This window comes from Streptomyces sp. HmicA12 (assembly GCF_000373565.1).
Lineage (GTDB): Bacteria > Actinomycetota > Actinomycetes > Streptomycetales > Streptomycetaceae > Streptomyces.
In genome coordinates this window covers 483819-501624 of record NZ_KB891842.1, presented here as the reverse complement: position 1 = coordinate 501624, position 17806 = coordinate 483819, and the positions used below count along the sequence as shown (strand labels likewise).

Here is a 17806-nt window from a genome sequence, read left to right as displayed (position 1 = left end):
ACCGGTTGAAGCGGTCCGCCTGTACGGCAGTAGGGTGACGCCGTGGCACCACGACCTCTGCATGAAATCGTCGAAGCGGGCTGGGCGAAGGCCCTGGAACCCGTGGCCGGGCAGATCGCCGCGATGGGGGACTTCCTGCGCGCGGAGATCGCCGCCGGCCGTACTTACGTCCCCGCGGGCGCGAACGTCCTGCGGGCGTTCCAGCAACCCTTCGACGAGGTACGGGTACTGATCGTCGGTCAGGACCCGTACCCGACGCCGGGTCACGCGGTGGGCCTGTCGTTCTCGGTGGCCCCGGACGTACGTCCGCTGCCGGGCAGCCTGATCAACATCTACCGGGAGCTGAACACCGACCTGGGTCTGGCGCAGCCGTCGAACGGCGACCTGACGCCCTGGACCCGGCAGGGTGTGCTGCTGCTGAACAGGGCGCTGACCACGGCCCCGCGAAAGCCCGGCGCGCACCGCGACAAGGGGTGGGAGCAGGTCACCGAGCAGGCGATCCGCGCCCTCGCCGCGCGAGGCCGCCCGCTGGTGTCGATCCTGTGGGGCCGCGACGCCCGTAATACGCGCCCGTGGCTGAGCGAGTACCCGGCGATCGAGTCCCCGCACCCCTCCCCCATGTCCGCCGACCGCGGCTTCTTCGGCTCGCGCCCCTTCAGCCGGGCCAACGACCTGCTCGTACGGCAGGGCGCGGAGCCGATCGACTGGCGGCTTCCGTGAGCACCGTCCGGGTGCTCGGGGTGGATTCGGGGGGTTCCGGACTGCGCGTCGCGCTCGCCCGCGCCGACGACCTGGCCGGGGCCACGACCGCCGTGTCCCGCACCCCGGTGCGCACGTTGGCGGCCGGTATCGACGCCGCGGACATGATGGAGCAACTGCTGTCCATGGCACGGACGTTGCTCGCCGACGACAGCCCGTCAGCCGACACGGACGCCGTGGACGCGGTCGTCGTCGGCGCGGCCGGGATGGCGACCCTCGGGGACGGCCTGCGGGCCGACCTGCCCGACGCGATGAAGCGCGAACTGGGCGTGGAGCGGCTCGCGTTGGCCGGGGACGCCGTCACCGCGTACGCGGGCGCGCTCGGCCAGCGGCCCGGCGCCGTCGTGGCCGCGGGCACCGGCATGATCGCCCTCGGCAGCGACCTCGGCGGCTGGCGGCGGGCCGACGGCTGGGGGCATCTGCTCGGCGACTGCGGCGGCGGCGCCTGGATCGGGCGGGCCGGACTCGACGCCGCGATGCGGGCGCACGACGGGCGGCGCGGCGGCAGCACGGCGCTGCTCGCGCTCGCCGAGGAGCGGTTCGGCCCCGCGGGCGAGCTGCCGAGCCGGATCTACCCGCGCACCGACCGTCCGGCGGCGCTCGCCTCGTTCGCGCCGGACGTGGCCAGGTGCGCGACGGACGGCGACCCGGTCGCCGCGGGCGTGCTGCGCGAGGCCGCCCGGCACATCGCGGACGCGGCGGCAGCGGTCTGCCCGGCGGGCGGCGGCGACGTCGCGCTCACCGGCGGACTGTTCAAGATGGGCGAGCCGCTGCTGGGCCCGCTGCGCGCGGAGCTCGCGGAGCAACTCCCGCACGCCACCGTGGTCACCGCCGCGGGAGACCCGCTGCACGGCTCCCTGGTGATCGCCGCGGCACTCGCCACCGACGCGCTGAGACTGCCGTGCGACGGACGGCTCCTGTCGGTGGCGTAGCCACGCGTACTCCCCCGGTTGACTCGCACCCCTTCGGACCAGGGCACTTGAACCATCCGCAACCACTCATCCGGAACTGAACGGACAATCGAGGACGGATACCGCTCAGCTGCCCCCTGACCGAACATCGGGGCCTGTCGAGCCAGTAGCATGCGGCCGCATGAGCTCCTCCCAAGGGCCTGCTTCCGGCCTGCCTGTACGAATGCCGCGACCCCGCCAGCCCGGACGGCACCGCCGCCCGGAACCCGTGGCCGCCCCTGAGGGCGCACCGTCCCTCGTACTCGCGGTGCCGGGCACGCCCAGCGCCGCGACGCGCATGCTCGCCGACGAGGTCGTGAGCATCGCCCGCTCCGAGCTGCCCGGTCTGGACGCGCGGGTCGCCTTCGTGGAGGGGGAGGTCACCGACTTCCCGATCTCCGCCGAGTTCCCCTCCCTCGCCTCCGTGCTCGCGCACGCGGCGAAGGAGCGCACGGCCCGCTACGAGCAGGCGCTCGCCGCCGGCATCGAGGGCGTCAGGGAGCCCGAGGGTCCGGTCTCGGTCGTCGTGCCGCTGCTCGCGGGTCCCGACAACGCGCAGGTCCGGCAGATCCGGCAGGGCATCTCCGACAGCCGTGTCGCCGCGGAGCTGACCGACGTCCTCGGCCCGCACCCGCTGCTCGCCGAGGGGCTGCACGTGCGCCTGTCGGAGGCCGGTCTGGCCCGCGCCGACCGCGCCCGCCTGTTCACCGTGGCCACGGCCGCGGACGGCATCGTGCTGGCCACGGTCGGCGGCGAGGAGGCCGTGCAGGCCGCCGGGATCACCGGGATGCTGCTCGCCGCGCGGCTCGCCGTGCCGGTGATGGCCGCCGCGCTCGACGCCGAGGGCTCCGTCACCGCGATCGCCGAGCAGCTGCGCGGCTCAGGCTCGCAGCAGCTGGCGCTGGCTCCGTACCTGATCGGTCCCGAGCTGGACCCGTCGGTGCTCGAGGCCGCCGCCAAGGACGCGGGGTGCGCTGCCGCGGAGCCGCTCGGGGCGTACCCGGCGATGGGCAAGCTGGCCCTCGCCAAGTACACGACGGCGCTGGGGATCACGCCCCAGCCGGTCGCCTCCGGCGGCTGACCGGACTTGTTTCGCGGGGCCCGGGGATGTCCCCGGGCCCCGTTCTTCACTTTCCCTGGCCGAGAATGAACTTCCTTCTCGGTCGTCGGCGGGCTTGGGGCGAGGCGCGTTCTCAGGAGTCGGCAGGCGGGCCTGGAATGCGCTTGCGGCCCACTCGTCCGGGCAGCGCCTGGAGTGAGATTCCGCCTCCGTCGCCAGACCAGTTTTACGTGGGATCAGAACCGGCTTGAATCGTCTTCGCGTGTGGCCAAGGCCGGGCCCGGCTCCCTATCGTCATGGGCATGAGCAGCTACGACGCAGCACTCATGGCAGAGCAGATGGCTTACTACCGGGCCCGGGCGCCCGAGTACGACAGCGTCTACGCCGAACGTGCGGACCTGCAAGAACTGTTGGCGACCACCGCCGAACTGCCGATCGTCGGCCACGTCCTCGAGCTGGCCTGCGGGACCGGTCAGTGGACCCCTCTGCTCGCGGAGCGGGCCCGGTCGGTGACGGCCGTCGACGCCTCTGCCGAGACCCTCGCCATCGCCCGGGAGCGGGCCACCGCGCGCAACGTCCGCTTCGTGCGGGCCGACCTCTTCGACTGGCAGCCACCGCGCCGCTACGACACGGTGTTCTTCGGCTTCTGGCTGTCGCACGTCCCGCCGGCCCGGTTCCCCGAGTTCTGGCGTTCGGTCGCGGCCTCGCTCGCCCCCGGCGGCCGGGCCGTCTTCGTCGACGACGGGCCCACCGAGGCCGTGCACGAGGAACTCCTGACGGACGAGTCAGGGCACGCGGCCCTGCGCCGGCTCGAGGACGGCAGCGCGTACCGCATCGTGAAGGTCTTCCACGAGGCACAGGACCTCATGGACCAGCTCGCCGCGCTCGGCTGGTCCGCCCAGGTGTGGCAGACGGCCAGGAACTTCCTCGCCGGCGTGGCACTGCCGCCGGGCCGGAAGGTCTAGCCGAACACCACGCAGGACGGCGCGGGGACGCGCACCGAACCGCCGCGCACCGGCAGCCCCGACTCCTGGTCCACGGCGAACCAGGTCACGTCGCCGGAGCGTTCGTTGGCCGCGTAGAGGAAGCGGTTCGAGGGATCGATGGCCAGGTCTCGGGGCCAGCGGCCGCCGCAGGAGACGGTGCCGACGAGGGTGATCGCCTCGCCCGTCGCGTCGAGGGCGAACGTCGTGACGACGTCCTCGCCGCGGGTGGCCGTCCACAGGAAACGTCCGTCGGGGGCCACGACGACCTCGGAGGGGAACGCGTCGCCGCGGGCGCTCCCGTCGGGCAGGACCGGCAGTTCCGTGAGCGGCCTGAGGGCGCCCTCCACCGCGTCCCAGCGGCAGACGGTGAGGGTGGGGGCGAGTTCGTTGAGGACGTACGCGTACCGGCCCGACGGGTGGAAGGCGAGGTGGCGGGGGCCCGAACCGGGGCGCAGGGCCGTCTCGTGGTGGAGCACGAGGCCGCCCTCGTCCGACAGCGCGCAGACGCGGACCGAGTCCGTGCCGAGGTCCACGCTCACCGCCCAGCGGCCGCTGGGGTCCGGCAGGATCTGGTGGGCGTGCGGGGCCTGCTGGCGCTGCGGATGCGGGCCCGAACCGGTGTGGCGGAGCACGTCGCGGCCCGCCGGGTACGGGGTGCCGTCGGCCCGCAACGGCAGTGAACTCACGCTGCCGGAGCCGTAGTTGGCGGTGAGGACGCGGTCGCCCCAGATCGCGAGGTGGGTGGGGCCCGCACCGTCCACGGGGACCGGCGGCGCGGCGAGGACGGCCGGGGTGGTGTCCGTGCGGAAGGCGGCGACGGCTCCGTCGCGGGTCTCGCTCACCGCGTAGAGGAGCGGGCCCGCGACCGTGAGGTAGGAGGGGTCGGGCAGGGCGTCGGTGGCGTCGAGGAGCGTGAGGGAACCGTCCTCGGGGTCGAGCCGCGCGGTCACGATGCCGCGGCCGCCCGCCGCCGTGAACGATCCGATGTACGCCCGCCCTGACTGGCTGCCGCTCACTGCTTCCCCTTTCGGCCACGGGCCGGGTGCCCGTGCGGCCGACGGTAGCAGTGGGTCTAGACCAGATCGCGCCAGGGAGCGCGCTGCCGCGCCGGGACGGCGTCCTCGCCGCGGGCCCGGGCGTGGGCCTCGTGATGGTGCACGTACGACGGGGTGTGCCGCACGTCGTCGTAGGTGCGGTGGAAGACGGGCGTGGCCGAGCCGGAGATCGGCGGCACGATCCACGACCAGTCGGCGCCGACGGCGCGGCCGCGGGACTCCTCGCGTTCCAGGTGGGTGAGGAAGCGGAGGGACTCGGTGTGGTGGTCGGTGATGGTGACGCCCGCGCGGTCGAAGGAGTGCAGGACCGAGCGGTTGAGTTCGACGAGCGTGCGGTCCTTCCAGAGCGAGCGGTCGCTGCTGGTGTCCAGGCCGAGGCGGTGGGCGAGGTGGGGCAGCAGGTTGTAGCGGTCGGTGTCGGCGAGGTTGCGGGCGCCGATCTCCGTGCCCATGTACCAGCCGTTGAAGGGGGCGGCGCCATAGCAGACGCCGCCGATCTCCAGGCACATGTTGGCGAGTGCGGGGACCGCGTACCAGCGCAGTCCGAGCGCGGCCCACCAGGCGAACTCCGGGTGTTCCAGGGCGACTTCGAGGACCGCGTCCGGGGGCAGGTCGAAGCAGCGGGGCCTGACGTGCGGCACCTCCTGGACGATCAGGGGCAGCACGTCGAAGGAGGTGCAGGAGGTGCCCGTGCCGCCGCGCCAGCCGAGACGCTGTGCGTACGCGGTGAGGCCGGCGGAGCTCGGGTCGCCGACGACGTGTCCGGAGGGCTGGAGGTGTCCGGCGTAGCGGATCAGCTGCTCGTTCCAGATGCGCGGTCCTGGCCGGCCCGGCCGGTCCGGGGCGAAGACGGTGATGAGCGGGCGGATCCGGCCGTCGGGCGCGGCCTCGCGCAGATGGTCGGCGCAGGCGGCCGCGATGTCCTCGGCGGCGGTGAGGTGGCGCAGGTCGCGCACGCGCAGGGAGCGCCAGTACAGGCGGCCTATGCAGCGGTTGGCGTTGCGCCAGGCGACGCGGGCGCCGTGCTCGAGTTCCCGCGGGGTGTGGGTGTACGTGCCGGTGGCGGCGATCTCCGCCTCGACCTCGGCGATGCGGCGGGCCGGGTCTCCGAGCCCTTCCTCGACGTTGTGCTGCCGGACGAAGTCGGCCGCGGCGCGGGCGGGGTCGACGGCGGGGGCGGCCGGGTGCCTGCGGGCGCCGGTGGCGGGCACCGGGCACAGGGCGTGCCGGGGCCGCTCGTCCGTGCCCCGGGCGGCGGCCAGCCAGCCCTCCACGTCCCGCGGTGTTCCGTTCCTGCGCAGGTTGCTCGGCATGGCGCATCCCCAGCGGCTCGATGGCGACGTCACCCGGCTCGCTCCCGCACGGCCGGGCGGCGGGGCCCGTCCGGTTCGGCGGTCCGGGCCCCAGGCGTCCAATGGCGCGGGATGTACCCCCGGGGCGGACTGATCCACCCTGTACGTGCCCGGGGAAGGTGCCTCATTCGGGGCCGGGCTGTCCACGCCGATGCGAGACAACCACACGTGGGCCCCGATGGGCGGGCGGTCACGCACGTACGGGGAGCGCGGAGGACTGCGTGAGGGCGCGCGTGTCGCCTTACGCGCCCAGGGTCGCGCGCCGTGCACCGCGCAGCGGCACGGCGAGTTCGACGAGGGCCCGCTCCAGGGCGTGCAGGTGGACGAGCACGGGCTGCTCGGACTGGTCGGGCTGGTCGGCGGCAGCGGCCTGCGGCGTCTGCTCGACCGTGCGGGAGTACGGGGCAGGGGCGGTCAGCGCCTCGACCGCGCTCTCCACGCGCCAGCAGGCGGCGGCGAGCCGGGCGTCGTGCGAGGCCTCCGGGTCGGCGGCGACGGAGGCGAGACCGCGCACCTCGCGCGCGCAGTCGTCGAGCAGTGCGAGCACGTGCCGCGCGCGCCCCTTGCGGTGGCGCATCGGACTGAACGGATGCACCAGCGGCGCCAGCGAGAGCCGTACCCGGCCGAGGATCGCCTCCAGCTCGGCGACGCGCGGGGCCGGGTCGGCGTCCGGGCTGCCCGCGAGGCGTGCGGCGGCCTCGGCGGTGCACGCGTGCACACAGCGCAGCGCCCGCTCGACCCATGCCTCGGTCACGGAGTGCGTGGTCACGGGCAGCACCAGGAGGACGGCGAGGACCGCGCCCAGGGCGCCGACGGCCGTCTCGCTCACGCGCAGCGCGAGCAGCGCCGGGTCGAGCACGCCGAGCAGGCCGTACAGCATGCTCGCCATCACGGTCACGGCGAGCATCATCCACGTGTACGAGACGTGGGCGGTGTAGAAGATCCCGAAGACGCTGAGGGCGACGACCACGGCGGCGGCCACCGGGTCGTGGTGCAGCGGGACTGCGACGGCGAAGCCGAGGACGATCCCGAGGACCGTCCCGAGGAACCGCCGAAAGCCCCGGACCACGGTCTCGCCGCGCGACGTCGTCGCCACGAACACCCACCACGTGGCGCCCACGGCCCAGTACCACCGCTGGTCGGACAGCACCTGCCCGACGGCGAGCGCGAAGCCGGCGCCCAGGGCCGCCTGCACGGCCTGCCGCGTCGTGATCCGCGCGAGCCCACGGCCGCCGGTCGGCACCGCGACCGGGACCGGTCCCGGAAGCCTGCGCTCGTAGCACCACACGCCGAACCGTACGAGGGCCGCCGCGCTCAGCGACAGGAGCACGGCCGCGTACAGCTCCGGCAGTTGGCCGGGCACGGTGTGCAGGAACTGGCTGGCGAAGAACATCATGAACGCGAACACGCCGAGCGAGTGCCCGCGCGGCCCCCATCGCCGCGCGTACACGCCCGCTCCCACGACCGCGAGGAACGCCAGGTCACGGGCGACGGGCACGGCGTGCAGTACGGCAGCGAGGGCCAGCACGGGCAGTCCGACGGCCGGGAGCAGCGCCGTGGTCACCGCCTGCCCGCGCACCGTCGCGTCCGTGACGGTGAACAGGGCGAGCAGTGCGGCCAGTCCCCCGGTGATGGCCGCCACCAGCGAGTGGCCGACCGCTCCGCACAGCGCGACGGCGAGCCCGATCCCGAGCACGGCCCGGCTCGCGAACCGCAGCCGCATCCGCCCCGGATCCGGCGCCATGAACGCCCTCTTCAGCAAGTTGCCCCACCCTTCCGTCCATCCGACTTACGCGCACACGAGAAAGGCGCCGCGGAGACCCTCCAGGGTCCGCAGCGCCATCGACGCACTCATCTCACCATCTGACCGACCGACGGTTCAACAGAGGTCGAAAGTCCTGGGCCAATGGCTCAGGGAGAGTGGCCATGGGTCAGCCACGACAGAGCCAACGGTCCATGCGCCGCGGCTAGACGGAGAAGTTCGCGATAGCGTGCCGGCGCGAAAGCGGCCTGGCACCCGACCACCAGGCCAGACCCACGCCTGAGCGCGGCAGTTTGAGTGACACCGCGCTGCGCGCAAAGGATCGGGCAGCGCGGTGTCGGCCCAGGGGCGAGCGCTGGCCGCGGTCGTCGACGGGGACCAAGCTGTGGCCATCGGCCCGCTGTGTAGCCTGTCGCTCTGCTCGAGCGGGATGAGGGTGAGACGTGGAGACGTTGGTGGAGGAGGGCGTCGCGGAGGCGCTTCGTGACGGGGGCGGCGAGGCGCTTCGCCTGTACGTCTCCGCCTGCACCGAACGCATGGCGCCACTGTTCGTGGGCCTTCGGGCGGGAGCGCCGGAGCGGGAAGCCGACCTGGACGTCTACGTAGAGTCCGTACGCGCCCTTTGGTCTGTCGATCGGCCGCTTTCTGACGCCACCGAGCGCGTACGCCTGGTGGAGCGTTTCCCGGAACTTCAGCCGGACGAGGAGGGGATCACCGATGTCGCCGACACCTACGCCTTCTTCGCTGTCCTCTGTCTCCGGTATGCCCTCCTGACCCACGGCTCGGGAAGTGTCGGTGACGCACTGTCCTGCGGCCATACCGCACTCACCGCGATGGGGATGCTGGACCGGAACGTGTCGGGTGCGGGCCATTTCGCCGAGGAGAATCAGCTCCAGCGCCTCTCGCTGAACGGTGACGCGTCGGGCCTGTGGGACGCGAGCGTCACGGCAGGGCGGGAGAGGTTCCGTACGGTGCTGGGTCGCCTGCCCCGCTAGCTGGACCTCTCATCGCCAGAGGCCTGCCCGGCTGCGCCGTCACCACGGTGACGCTGCCGCACGACGATCACGAGGTGCGGGCCCACCTCGTCCGCTCACCCGGCGGGTACACCGTGCGCGAAGGCGGCTGGGCCGTCGCGGACGACGAACCTCTCACCACCACGGCCTCCGGCGGCCCGTCGGCGACGGTGACGAACCGTCAGGGGCTCACCGCGCGCGTCATCGGGCTCCGCGGGTACGACGCCGCGGACGTGTGCACGTACAAGGACGCGAACGCCGTGGGCCCGTGCTCGGCCACCCCCGCGCTCACCGCGGTGGCCCGCGCCGGGGAGACCGTCCTGGTGGGCCTGCACGCCCTGGCTCGCGCCACCGCGCCCGGCGGGGACCTGCCAACTCGGCTGCCGGAGGCGCCTGTTGTGACGGTCTCGGGCACCCTCGTCACCGTCACCTGGCCCGACTGCGGCGAGCAGTCCGTAAACCTCTCGACATTCTGTCCCTGGGACGGGCAGATTCCCGGGGAATGAGTATTCCGACGCCCCGGCCCGCCGGAGCGGTAGCCACGGAAGGATCCATGCGTAACCAGTCACCCGCATCCCTCGTCCACCTGCGGTCCGCGACGGTCAGCGTGGTCGTCGACCTCGGCGACGGCCGGCTTCCCGAGATCGTCCACTGGGGCGCCGCGCTCGGTGATCTCGACGACGAGGCCCTCGCCGCGCTCGCCCTCGGCGCCGTGCGCGACATCGCCCCCAACGGCCCCGACCGGCCGGTCCGGCTCGCCGTCCTGCCCGAGGCGGGCGAGGCCTGGCTCGGACGGCCCGGGATCAGCGGCAGCCGGGCCGGCGCCGACTGGTCACCCCGGTTCACGGCAGAACCCGCGGAGGTCACCGAGCGTTCCCTGCGCGTCCGCGGGACGGACGAGGCGGCCGGTCTCACGGTCCTGGTCGAACTCGAACTGGACGCGGAGGGGCTGCTCCGGGTGCGGGCCACGCTCACCAACACCGGTGACGACGACTACCAGTTGGACGACCTCTCCCTCGCCCTGCCGCTGCCCGCGCGGGCCCGCGAACTTCTCGACCTCGCCGGCCGCTGGGGCATGGAACGCACGCCGCAGCGCACGCCCCTGAACGTCGGCTCCTGGGTCCGCGAGAACCGGCGCGGACGCACCGGCGCGGACGCTCCGCTCGTCCTGAACGCCGGAGTCCCGGGTTTCGGCTTCGCCGCGGGTGAGGTCTGGGGCGTGCACGTCGCCCACAGCGGCAACCAACGGCACTACGCGGAACGGGTCGCCACCGGCGACCAGGTCCTGGGCGGCGGCGAACTCCTCCTGCCCGGCGAGATCGTCCTGCCGCCCGGCGCGCGCCACACCGGCCCGTGGCTGTACGGGGCGTACGGGGACGGACTCGACGCCCAGGCCGCTCTCTTCCACCAGCACCTGCGCGCCCTGCCCGCCCACCCGCGCTCGCCACGACCGGTCACGCTCAACGTATGGGAAGCCGTCTACTTCTCCCACGACCTCGACGTGCTCACCGAGCTCGCCGACATCGCCGCGGCCGTCGGGGTCGAGCGGTACGTCCTGGACGACGGCTGGTTCCACGGGCGCCGCGACGACCACTCCGGGCTCGGCGACTGGACCGTCGACCGGAAGATCTGGCCGCGCGGCCTGCACCCGCTCATCGGCCATGTCCGCTCGCTCGGCATGGAGTTCGGCCTGTGGGTCGAACCCGAGATGATCAGCCCGGACTCCGATCTGGCCCGCGCCCACCCCGAGTGGATCATGAGCGGTGGCGAGGGCCGGCTGCCCGTGCCGTCGCGCCATCAGCAGGTCCTGGACCTCACGCACCCCGACGCGTTCGCCCACGTCCTGGACCGGCTGACCGCGCTGCTGACCGAGTACGACATCGCGGCCCTCAAGTGGGACCACAACCGCGACCTCGTCGAGGCCGGACGCGGACGGCCGCGGCGGCCCGGCGTCCACGCGCAGACCCTGGCCGCATACCGGCTGATGGACGAACTCCACCGCCGTTTCCCGGACTTGGAGATCGAGTCCTGCTCGTCGGGTGGTTCACGGATCGACCTCGGTGTCCTCGAACGGACCCAGCGCGTCTGGCCCTCGGACTGCAGCGACCCGCTCGACCGGCAGCGCATCAACCGCTGGACCAGCCAGCTCGTACCGCTCGAACTGCTGGGCACCCACATCGCGTCGGCCCGTTCCCACACCACCGGCCGCACCCACGATCTGTCCTTCCGGGCGGCGACCGCGCTCTTCGGACACATGGGCGTCGAATGGGACCTGCGCCAGGCCGACGAGGCGGAACGGGCCGGGCTGCGGGACTGGTTCGCCCTCTACCGCACGCACCGCGAGCTCCTCCACACGGGCCGACTCGTGCGCGAGGACCCGTTCGACGACAGCCACCAGCTGACCGGTGTCGTCGCCCCCGACCGCAGCCGTGCCCTGCTCTGTCTCGCCGTGACGGGACGCTCCGACGTCGCACGCCCTGGACGCTTCACCTTCCGCGCACTGGAGCCCCGACGCCGCTACCGAATCAGGCCGGTGGCGGGCGGCGGAGCGCGGCCCGCCTGGTACGGGGCCGACGGCCAGGGCGTGGTCCTCACCGGCGCGGCGCTGGCCCACGTCGGCCTGCAGTGCCCGCCGTCCGACCCCGAACAGGCCCAACTGTTCGAAGTGACGGCAGTGACGTAGGTGACGGAAGTGGCGGAAGTGATAAGAGCTACTGACGTGGCTGTCGTGCCTGAGGTGACCGCGATTTCGGAGGAACGGAACGCACAATGACCGCATCACACACCCCCGCCGATCGCCGCCACGGGCTGCTGCTCGGCGGCGTCGGACGCTACACCGACCCCTGGCACCCGTTCCCCGACACCAACGCGGGCCTGCTCTCCGTCGCCCGGGACGCCGGTGTCGCGCTGGAGCCCGCCGCGGACATCGACGCCGCGCTGGCCTCGCTCGCCGACGGACCGCTGCCCGGCCTCGTCGTCGTCAACATCGGCCTGCCCCGCGACGGCGACCCCGTCCCCGCGGGGCCGCGGGCCGAGGCCGGACTCGCGCGGCTCCTCGACAGCGGCACCCCCGTGCTCGCCGTGCACTCCTCGGCGACCTGCTTCCCCGACGACGAGGTCTGGGAGTCGACGCTGGGCGGCACCTGGGTGCGCGGCACCTCGATGCACCCGCCGTACGGCCGCGCCCATGTCCTGGTCACCGACCCCGGGCACGCCGTCACCGCGGGCCTCGACGCCTTCGAGCTGGACGACGAGCGCTACACGGACCTGCGGTACAGCCCGAAGGTCCGTGTCCTGCTCGCCCACGAACACGAGGGCCGGCAGCACCCGTTGCTGTGGGTGCACACCCGTCCCGGCGGGGGCACCACCGTGTACGACGCCCTGGGCCACGACAGCCGCTCGTACGCGTCCGAGACGCATCGCACGGTGCTCCGGCGTGCTTTGGACACGCTGCTCGGCTGAGACGCCGAGGGGCCCGCACCGGACGTACCGGTGCGGACCCATCGGCGTCTCAGAGCGTGGCGGCGTACGGGTCGCGGTCCGGCGGGACCGCGTGGACGGCTCCGGCCCTGCTCGCGACCTGCTGCGTCTCTCCCGTGGCGACGGCCCGATCGATGGCGACGAGTACGTCGAGGACGTGGTGGCCGAGTTCACCGGTCGCGATGTGCGGCGCGCCGGTCCGGACGGCCCGGGCCATGTCGAGCACACCGAGCCCCCGGCCCCCGCCCGAGGCGACGGACTCGACCGTCTCCCACTGCGCGTCACCGGCTCCGGCGCTTCCCCGCGTGACGCGGACGTCCCCGGCGAACTTGTTCGGATCGGGCACGACCAGGGCGCCCTCGGTGCCGTTGATCTCCACGATCCCCTCGCGGACCAGGGGCGCGTCGAAGCTGAAGACGCTCTGGCTGACGGCCCCGCTCTCGAAGGAGGCGAGCGCGGCCACGTGCGTGGGGACCTCGACGGTGAACTCGGTGCCGGCCCGGGGGCCGGTGCGGATCGTACGGACCTTGCGGCCGGTGGAGCCCACGGCGGACACCCGCGTCACCGACCCGAACAGGGTGATCAGCGTCGTGTAGTAGTAGGGCCCCATGTCGAACAGCGGCCCGGCTCCCTGGGCGAAGAGGAACTCCGGGCTCGGGTGCCAGGCGTCGGGACCGGGTGACTGGCACACCGTGTACGCCGACAGTGCGGACCCGATGTCCCCGCGTTCGATCGCCCGCCGCGCCGTCTGCACGCCGGGACCCAGGGCGGTGTCGGGGGCCACGCCCACCCGCAGCCCGGCAGCGGCGGCCTGGTCGAGGAGGGCGCGGGCGGCGGCCGGGTCGACGGCTATGGGCTTCTCCGACCACACGTGCTTGCCCGCCGCGACGGCCGCGGAGCTGACCTCGGCGTGCACGGCGGGGACGGTCAGGTTGACGACGATCTCGACGCCGTCGTGCGCGAGGACGTCCTGCGCCTTTCCCCACGCTCCGACGCCGTGCCTGCGGGCCTGCGCCTCGGCGCGGTCGGCCATGAGATCGCCGATGATCAGGACTTCGACGTCGGGGAACCCGGCGAGCGTGGTGAGGTACTGCTCGCTGATGTTGCCGGCTCCGACGATGCCGACGCCGACCGGGCCGGAGCGGTTCGTGGGCCGGGTCATCAGGCGATCCCCTTCGCGTTGAGGTGGGCCACCGAACCGGCGATCCCCTCGAAGATGTCCCCGGCGTACGTGTCGAACTCCACGATCGCGTAGGCCGCGTTGGGGGCGGCGGCCAGTGCGGCGTCGACCGGGATCTCGCCCTGGCCCGCCGGGACCTGCCGGGTCAGCGCGTGGTCGAACGGGGCGCCCGAGGTGAACGGGTCGTCGATGACCGCGCCGTCCTTGATGTGCAGGGCCGTGACCCGGGTGCCGAGCCGTTCGAGCAGCGCGACGACGTCGTTGCCGCCGGCCGAGGCCCAGTACACGTCCAGCTCCAGGTCGACCGTGTCGTCCAGGCGTGCGGCGAACCATTCGTAGGCGCTCACGCCGTCGATGGTGGGCGTGAACTCCTGCGAGTGGTTGTGGTAGCCCACGCGCAGTCCGTGGTCGGCGGCGACCGACGCCGCTTCGGCCAGCAGGTCCGCGGTCCGGGCGATCTGCTCCGCGTCGGCCCATCGGGAGGCCGGCACCATCGGCTCGTACACCGTCTCCAGGCCGAGCGTCCGTGCCGCGGCGAACGTCCGCTCGAGCGCGTCCCGTTCCTGCCCGGGAGCGGCGATTCCGGCGTGCCCGGTGCGGGCGCCGAGGCCGTGCCGGGCGAGTGCGTCGGCGAGTTCCTTCGGGCGTTTCACGAAGTCGAACACCTCGACGTTGCGCAGTCCTGTCGCCGCGAGGCGGGCGAGCGTGCCGTCCTCGTCGGCCTTGAGCGCGTCGCGCACCGAGTAGAGCTGGACGGACAACTGGGGGGTGCGGGGTGTGGGCATGGCAGGTCTTTCCGATCGTGGGACGGGGTGAAAGGGGTGATCCGGCTGGGAAGGGGGCCGATGTCGGGTCAGGGTCAGGGGAGTTCGGGCGTCGGAGCGCGGTGCGGCGAGAGGTCCCGCGGGTCCGGGGCCGGAGCACGATGTGATGTGCGCCCGTGTCCCCGTGGGCGCGGGCCGGACCATAAGCTCGTCCGCATGCCCAGACACCTGCCCGGGGAGCACCGAGCCCCATGACCGACCACACTCAGACGCTTTCGCTGCTCCTGCGCATGATCAGGAGCGGGCAGTCCGTGACCCGGCCCGATCTCGGCCGGCGGACCGGTCTCGGCCGCACGGTGATCACCCAGCGGGTGGACCACGCGATCCGGGCCGGCCTGGTGACGGAGGGGGAGCCGGCGCCGTCCACCGGGGGCCGGCCGTCGCGGGTGCTGCGCATGGCGTCCGGGCGCGGTCTCGTTCTGGGCGCGGTGTTCGGCGCCTCGCATCTGCACGCGGCCGTGACGGACATCGACGGGACGGTACTGGCCGACCGGCGTCTCGCCCGGGATGTCGAGAGCGGCCCCGAGGCGTGCGCGGCCACCTTGTTCGAGGTGTCCGAGGAGCTGCTCGACGGCGGGCTGGCGGAGCGGCTGTGGGGGGTGTGCGTGGGCGTGCCCGGGCCGGTCGACTTCGTCCGGGGCACGGCGGTGCGGCCGCCGATCATGCCGGGGTGGCACGGCTTCCCCTTCCGGGAAAGGCTGGAGGCGCACTACGAGGTGCCCGCCTGGGTCGACAACGACGCCAACCTGATGGCGCTGGGTGCCTGGAACCGCACCCGGGCGCGGGCGGGCGACAACATCCTTCTGGTGAAGGCGAGTACGGGCATCGGCCTGGGTGTGATCTCCCGGGGGCGGCTGCATCGCGGGGCGCGGGGCGCGGCCGGGGATCTCGGTCACACGATCGTCGCCGAGGAGTCCCGGCACCGGTGCCGGTGCGGCAAGTTCGGGTGTCTGGAGGCCTTCGCGGGCGGCCCCGCCCTGGTCCGTGACGCGCGGGCCGCGGCGCTGGCGGGGCGCAGCCCTTTCCTCGCCGAGCGGCTGGAACGGCCTTCCGTGCCGCTGGACGTCACGGACGTGGTGGACGGCTGCCTGGCCGACGATCCGGTCAGTGTCGAACTCGTCACCAGGGCGGGCGAGTTGGTCGGCGCCCAGCTGGCCACGCTGGTCAGCGTCCTGAACCCTTCGACCGTGTATCTCGCGGGCCGGCTCGCCCAGGCCGGTGAGGTCTTCCGCCGCCCGGTCGCCGAGGTGGTGGCCCGCCGCTCCCTGCCCCTGGCCGTGGACGAACTGGTCGTCGCCGAGGTCGGTCTGGACCGTTTCGAGGGCGTGATCGGCGCGGCCGCCCTGGCCGTCGACGAACTGCTGCGGCCCGACATGCTCGGCCGGTGGCTGCCGCACGGCGACCCGCGCGGCACCCGGGCACCCCGCGGCGAGTTCGACGACTTCGCGGAGCCCTTCCACCTCGACCCTCCTTCGCCGTAGCCGCAGGAGCGCGTCGGGCGCTGCCGGGGCTCCGGCCTCAACAGAGGCAAACGCACACGGTGTTCGAAATTCTGACGCCGAGGTCCCTTCGGCGTCAGGACTTTCGTTCAGATTAAGCTAAAGCCTGGACGGTGCCAAGGCCGCCCCGACCGACTCCCCGCAGAAGTACGGGCACTTGCCCGGGGCTCGGCACCCCGTCGCGGCGTCATCGCCTCTACGGCTATACGGCCCAGGCCTGCTCCAGCTGGGCGCGGAAGCCGACGGGCTCCCGGCCGATCAGTTCGGCCAGCGTCGGGTCGACGGCGGTGAACTCGCCGTTCCGCGCCGCCGCGAAGATGCTCAGCATCAGGTCGGCGATCGGGGCGGGGGCGCCGTGCGCCAGGGTCTGCTCGCGGAAGGCGTCGTCGGAAACGACGGTGCGGGTGAAGGGGCGCCCGCAGACCTGGGTCGCGATCTCGGCGACGGCGTCGAAGTCGAGCGCCGCCCGGCCGGTGAGCGGCGGCGTGGGCCCCTCGAAGCGGGCCTCGCCGGCGAGGATCGCCGCGGTGGCCTCGGCCAGGTCGTCGTGGCCGGTCCAGGTGACGGGGCCGTCGGCGGGGAGGGCGATGTCGCCGGTGTGGCGGGCGCTCTCCAGGAACTGCAGGGCACTGGCGGCATAGAAGCCGTTGCGCAGTGCGGTCCAGGGCAGGCCGGTGGCGCGCAGCAGATCCTCGGTCCGGGCGTGGTCGCGGCACGCCTGGAAGCGGGAGTCGTGCGCGGCGCCCATCTGGCTCGTGTAGAGGATGCGGCCGACGCCTGCCTTCACGGCGGCGTCGATGGCCGCACGGTGGCCGGTGACGCACTCCTCGCCCACCCGGTCGAGCGAGACGAGGAGCACCTGCTCGGCTCCCTCGAAGGCGTGCGCGAGCGAGGCGGGGTCGTCGAAGCTGCCCTGCCGGACGCGGACGCCGCGGTCGGCGAGGTCCTGGGCCTTGCGGGGGTCGCGGACGCTGACCCCGACGCGGTCGGCGGGGACGCGCTCCAGGAGGCGTTCGACGGTGCGGCGGCCGAGCTTTCCGGTGGCTCCGGTCACGATGATCATGGGGTTGCCCTTCGATGTTTCCAGTGGAATCTCCTCAACGGTAACACCGATACTAACGATGGAAGCAAACGATGGATATCATCGATTCATGCCGATCCGTGACACCACCGAAAGTCCTCGCCGACGCATCGTCGAGGCGGCCGTCGACCTGCTGGAGAGCGGCGGGCCCGACGCGGTGAGCACCCGCGCGGTCGCCGCCGCGGCCGGGATGCAGCCACCGGCGATCTACCGCCTCTTCGGTGACAAGGAGGGGCTCCTGGAGGCGGTGGCCGAGCACGGCTACGCGCAGTTCCTGGAGAGCAAGCGCGCACAGCTCGACCCCGCGCCGGAGGATCCGGTGGAGGAGCTGCGCCGCGGCTGGGACATGGTCGTGGAGTTCGGGGTCGCGCGCCCCGAACTGTTCGCGGTGATGAACCGGGCCACCGGCCGGGGGTCGGACATGGCACACCGCGCGGGTCTGGAGATCCTCCGCGGCCGGGTGCGACGCCTCGCGGCCGGGGGGTGGCTGCGGGTCGGCGAGGAGCTGGCCGCGCAGATCATCCAGGCCACCGGTCAGGGAGCGGTCACCACCTGGCACGCCACCCCGGCGGAGCGCCGCGACCCGGCGCTGCTGACCGTCCTGCGCGAGTGCATGGTCACCGCCGTCACCCGCGCCGAACCGACCGTCTCCGCCACGGCGGAGTCCGGCCCCGCCCCGGCGGCCCGCGCGCTGCGCGCCGCCCTCCCCGACGACGCCGACGTACTGAGCGACGCCGAACAGCGCCTGCTGCGCGAGTGGCTCACCCGTCTCGCGGCGGACGGGGGCGCACAGTCGGCCTGACTC

General features: G+C 73.4%; 16 protein-coding genes. 10 read left to right on the top strand and 6 right to left on the bottom strand.

Annotated elements, in window-relative coordinates:
- The first annotated feature begins 42 nt into the window (after positions 1-42).
- The 4 genes from B072_RS0135095 (at position 43) to B072_RS0135080 (ending at position 3734) form a co-directional block, all read left to right on the top strand.
- A complete protein-coding gene (locus tag B072_RS0135095; RefSeq protein ID WP_026246621.1) occupies positions 43-720 on the top strand; it encodes a uracil-DNA glycosylase in 678 nt (225 codons plus the stop codon).
- Positions 717-1691, top strand: coding sequence for an N-acetylglucosamine kinase (locus B072_RS0135090; protein WP_018534662.1), 975 nt, complete (start codon positions 717-719; stop codon positions 1689-1691). The genes B072_RS0135095 and B072_RS0135090 overlap by 4 nt, the downstream gene beginning before the upstream one ends.
- Positions 1692-1851: 160 nt before the next feature.
- A complete protein-coding gene (locus tag B072_RS0135085) occupies positions 1852-2790 on the top strand; it encodes a sirohydrochlorin chelatase (protein WP_078506681.1) in 939 nt (312 codons plus the stop codon).
- A 281-nt stretch (positions 2791-3071) separates the two neighbouring features.
- Positions 3072-3734, top strand: coding sequence for a class I SAM-dependent methyltransferase (locus tag B072_RS0135080; protein ID WP_043245369.1), 663 nt, complete (start codon positions 3072-3074; stop codon positions 3732-3734).
- Here B072_RS0135080 and B072_RS0135075 read toward each other — a convergent pair.
- The 3 genes from B072_RS0135075 to B072_RS0135065 all read right to left on the bottom strand — a co-directional run bounded on the left by B072_RS0135075 (position 3731) and on the right by B072_RS0135065 (position 7885).
- A complete protein-coding gene (locus tag B072_RS0135075) occupies positions 3731-4771 on the bottom strand; it encodes a lactonase family protein (RefSeq protein ID WP_018534659.1) in 1041 nt (346 codons plus the stop codon). The genes B072_RS0135080 and B072_RS0135075 overlap by 4 nt on opposite strands.
- A 56-nt stretch (positions 4772-4827) precedes the next feature.
- A complete protein-coding gene (locus tag B072_RS0135070; protein WP_078506680.1) occupies positions 4828-6123 on the bottom strand; it encodes a nitric oxide synthase oxygenase in 1296 nt (431 codons plus the stop codon).
- A 280-nt stretch (positions 6124-6403) separates the two neighbouring features.
- Positions 6404-7885, bottom strand: coding sequence for an FUSC family protein (locus B072_RS0135065; RefSeq protein ID WP_018534657.1), 1482 nt, complete (start codon positions 7883-7885; stop codon positions 6404-6406).
- A 482-nt stretch (positions 7886-8367) separates the two neighbouring features.
- Between B072_RS0135065 and B072_RS0135060 the strand changes: the two genes are divergently transcribed.
- From B072_RS0135060 to B072_RS0135045, 4 genes are all read left to right on the top strand, one after another.
- On the top strand, positions 8368-8919 hold the full coding sequence (locus B072_RS0135060) for a hypothetical protein (RefSeq protein ID WP_018534656.1): 552 nt from the start codon (positions 8368-8370) through the stop codon (positions 8917-8919).
- 47 nt (positions 8920-8966) lie between these two features.
- Positions 8967-9443: a hypothetical protein gene (locus B072_RS0135055; protein ID WP_018534655.1), complete on the top strand. Its 477-nt coding sequence runs from the start codon at positions 8967-8969 to the stop codon at positions 9441-9443.
- A gap of 47 nt (positions 9444-9490) precedes the next feature.
- Complete coding sequence (locus B072_RS0135050) at positions 9491-11620, top strand: alpha-galactosidase (RefSeq protein WP_018534654.1); 2130 nt, start codon at positions 9491-9493, stop codon at positions 11618-11620.
- 86 nt (positions 11621-11706) lie between these two features.
- The gene (locus tag B072_RS0135045; protein WP_018534653.1) at positions 11707-12399 is read left to right on the top strand and encodes a ThuA domain-containing protein; all 693 of its coding nucleotides are present in this window, start codon (positions 11707-11709) and stop codon (positions 12397-12399) included.
- A gap of 49 nt (positions 12400-12448) precedes the next feature.
- Here B072_RS0135045 and B072_RS0135040 read toward each other — a convergent pair whose 3' ends face one another.
- Complete coding sequence (locus tag B072_RS0135040; protein ID WP_018534652.1) at positions 12449-13579, bottom strand: Gfo/Idh/MocA family protein; 1131 nt, start codon at positions 13577-13579, stop codon at positions 12449-12451.
- Entirely contained in the window at positions 13579-14382 is an 804-nt protein-coding gene (locus B072_RS0135035; protein ID WP_018534651.1) for a sugar phosphate isomerase/epimerase family protein, read from the bottom strand. Before B072_RS0135035 ends, B072_RS0135040 begins: the two co-directional genes overlap by 1 nt.
- A 230-nt stretch (positions 14383-14612) precedes the next feature.
- Between B072_RS0135035 and B072_RS44815 the strand changes: the two genes are divergently transcribed.
- The gene (locus B072_RS44815) at positions 14613-15902 is read left to right on the top strand and encodes an ROK family protein (protein ID WP_018534650.1); all 1290 of its coding nucleotides are present in this window, start codon (positions 14613-14615) and stop codon (positions 15900-15902) included.
- Positions 15903-16122: 220 nt separating this feature from the next.
- On the opposite strand, the gene B072_RS0135025 is transcribed toward B072_RS44815, so the two are convergent.
- Positions 16123-16983 carry an SDR family oxidoreductase gene (locus B072_RS0135025; RefSeq protein ID WP_018534649.1) on the bottom strand — a complete coding sequence of 287 codons (861 nt, stop codon included), beginning with the start codon at positions 16981-16983 and terminating at the stop codon, positions 16123-16125.
- An 88-nt stretch (positions 16984-17071) separates the two neighbouring features.
- On the opposite strand from B072_RS0135025, the gene B072_RS0135020 reads away from it, so the two are divergent.
- A complete protein-coding gene (locus B072_RS0135020) occupies positions 17072-17803 on the top strand; it encodes a TetR/AcrR family transcriptional regulator (protein ID WP_018534648.1) in 732 nt (243 codons plus the stop codon).
- The last annotated feature ends 3 nt before the right edge of the window (positions 17804-17806 follow it).